The 2,602-nt window shown below is 39.9% G+C and carries 4 protein-coding genes; 1 reads left to right on the top strand and 3 read right to left on the bottom strand.

The window, feature by feature from the left end; genetic code table 11:
* The 3 genes from HRQ85_RS26005 to HRQ85_RS25995 form a co-directional block, all read right to left on the bottom strand.
* The coding region (locus HRQ85_RS26005; RefSeq protein ID WP_172380985.1) for a transposase at positions 1-204 on the bottom strand (204 nt) is incomplete at its 3' end.
* Positions 170-1,507 (bottom strand): SIR2 family protein, encoded by a 1,338-nt coding sequence (locus HRQ85_RS26000; RefSeq protein ID WP_172380984.1) that lies wholly within the window; start codon positions 1,505-1,507, stop codon positions 170-172. The genes HRQ85_RS26005 and HRQ85_RS26000, both read right to left, overlap by 35 nt.
* Positions 1,508-1,991: 484 nt before the next feature.
* The gene (locus tag HRQ85_RS25995; RefSeq protein ID WP_102265923.1) at positions 1,992-2,198 is read right to left on the bottom strand and encodes an antitoxin Xre/MbcA/ParS toxin-binding domain-containing protein; all 207 of its coding nucleotides are present in this window, start codon (positions 2,196-2,198) and stop codon (positions 1,992-1,994) included.
* Between the two features lie 174 nt (positions 2,199-2,372).
* On the opposite strand from HRQ85_RS25995, the gene HRQ85_RS25990 reads away from it, so the two are divergent.
* Positions 2,373-2,602: transposase (locus HRQ85_RS25990; protein WP_172380983.1), on the top strand; the 230-nt coding region annotated here is incomplete at its 3' end.

Here is a 2,602-nt window from a genome sequence, read left to right as displayed (position 1 = left end):
CTTTTGCTCAGGCGTGAGGGCTTTAGTCGTTGGAGTCATCCCACCTCGCTCAACTTTGAGTTGGTCGACCCATCGCCGTAAAGCTGTTTCACCTACGCCCATAGAGTTAGCTGCTTCAGGTATGGAGTACCCTTGATCAAGAACCAAACTTGCAGCATCTAGTTTGAACTCAGCTGAAAATGTACGTCGTTGTCGTTTTGTCATTGAACACCTCATTTATGGTGGAGACTTTACCACCTAATTTGGTGTCCGGGATCATTAGACCACTACATATTCTATAAATGGGAGATTCAGAATAGTCGCTAGTTGAGCTTAGTGTACACACAAACTCTTTATGCCCGATCCCCCATTCAGCGGTGATGTTGAGACATTTATGCTCCTCAAAGCTACGTATCAAATAACTTCTTTCAGTGCATCTAATGTATATATGCGCTTTATCGTAGAAATGCTGCCATGCAGCGAGTGTTACATTGTTATCTTCGAATGAGTGACTTTCAGTTGGATAATCATCTTTAGTAGCGATCAGTGGAACTTTTTGGCATGTGATATTCGAGTTACTAACGGCACATTCTTTGGCAAGAATAGGCAAAAACTCATGACAATTTATCCCGCTAAACGCTTTGAAACGCCCTCTTTGAAGAGCTGGCTTTACTGACTCTAGAAGATTGGAATATTTATTATTAATCGTTTCTTCATTTGATTCATAGAACGCCCATAGGATGTCAAAGTTAGCCCCATTATCTTGAATAATCGAGAATAATACTTGAGTAAAGACGTCATCCCAACCTCCATACCCTAAAACAACTAGAGTTTTATTGTTCAAAAGCCTCATCAAAGATTGTTTAAATAATGGTCTATCAATGGTCAATTGAGCTGAAGTATGTAAGGTATCAGTATCCAACCAATATCCATGAAAATGAACTATATTTACGTCGGTACTCTGGAATTGTTCTATATTACTATCACCGTGAAGTACAGTTCTTGTTGGTGATTGACCTAATTGAGTTAATGCGATGGAAAGCAATGGATCGAAGTTTGGCGTCAATACCGTATTTGATATGCCATTTGAATTATTGAGTACTTCTGCGAGCCCTTGAGTCGCTGGCGGAATAGACCATAATTCAGTTTTTTCTTGTAACTTCTTAAGTGCATTGGCATCGTTAATATCGATATCTTGAGTATCGTCCATGTATGCCTTCAAAGTAGCTTTACGAATAATACCGTTAACAGTGTTAGGGCTAGTATTTAACCTTAAAAAGTCAAAGGAAGCTTGATACTTTTCTGTGTCAGCTTGGATGTGTTCAACTGATCTATGATAAGAGGTTTTAGTCCGTGACCTTTCCGATACTTTATCTTCAATTAGTTCAAGCATATCTTTTACGCCAGGAATGCCTTGAACCTCTCCATAAGAGCATGAAAGGGGGGAACCAACTAAAAAAACAAGTTCATTGTCACTAAAATCTATTGCACTTAGCAGTGCCTCTGTATCGCCAATCGCAAAATTCACTTTGGATCCTTCAGTATATTCTTACAGTTTCGACGCTATATATCGGTCAAAAACATTATATAAGGCATTGTATCAAATGAGCTATTTTTCGATAGGTCTAACTATGTTAAGTGAACAAATTGAACTTGTAGCTAGGTTGTTAGGTTAGATGTGGTGAAATTCGATAAACAGAATGTTAATGACCTTTTACTCCAAATCACTTTGGGGCACTTTCGAGCTAGAAAGTGCCACGAGTAATAAATCAACCTGAGAAGCTTTTGGACAGAAGTGTTTTAGGAGAATGGTGCAACAAGCGTTGCACAATTGGAGCAGGTGGGAGTTTTTGCAGAATCAGCAACAACTGAACTTTTTCATCTCTCAGGCAAGTATTGCAAATTTGACAACAGTTCAACTGCGAGGAATTCTTATTAGTTGGAAAGCAACTGAGAAGGATTTCTTCCTAGTTGCCAGCACTAAATGGGGCAAAAGCTTGTAGTAATAAAGGTCACGAAAACACTCCATGCTCTAAACGGCCGATCAAATTGAGTACAGCCTTGGTGTCTTCGGCTGTCGAAAGCATATCAATTGGTCGTTTGTTGCCAAGCCCTCGAGCTGGATGCTTAAGCCAGTGATTAGCAGCTTCGTCACTCCCAAACAGTGCTAACGCAGCCTGAAATACTTTATCAAAATTCTTTTTGGTTTCTTTATTCACCTTAAACTCCACCTAAATTTATGTGATAAGTCTTATACACCATACCTACATTAGGAAAAGTTGGTCAAATAATGATTAGCTAACTTATAGATAGTAATGAGCTCAACTGTAGTGGTCTAATGATCCCGGACACCAAATTAGGTGGTAAAGTCTCCACCATAAATGAGGTGTTCAATGACAAAACGACAACGACGTACATTTTCAGCTGAGTTCAAACTAGATGCTGCAAGTTTGGTTCTTGATCAAGGGTACTCCATACCTGAAGCAGCTAACTCTATGGGCGTAGGTGAAACAGCTTTACGGCGATGGGTCGACCAACTCAAAGTTGAGCGAGGTGGGATGACTCCAACGACTAAAGCCCTCACGCCTGAGCAAAAGAAAATCCAAGAGTTAGAAGCCCGGAT

The organism is Vibrio sp. Vb339 (assembly GCF_902751245.1).
GTDB classification, from domain to species: domain Bacteria; phylum Pseudomonadota; class Gammaproteobacteria; order Enterobacterales; family Vibrionaceae; genus Vibrio; species Vibrio coralliirubri.
This window is presented reverse-complemented; position numbering and strand designations above follow the sequence as displayed.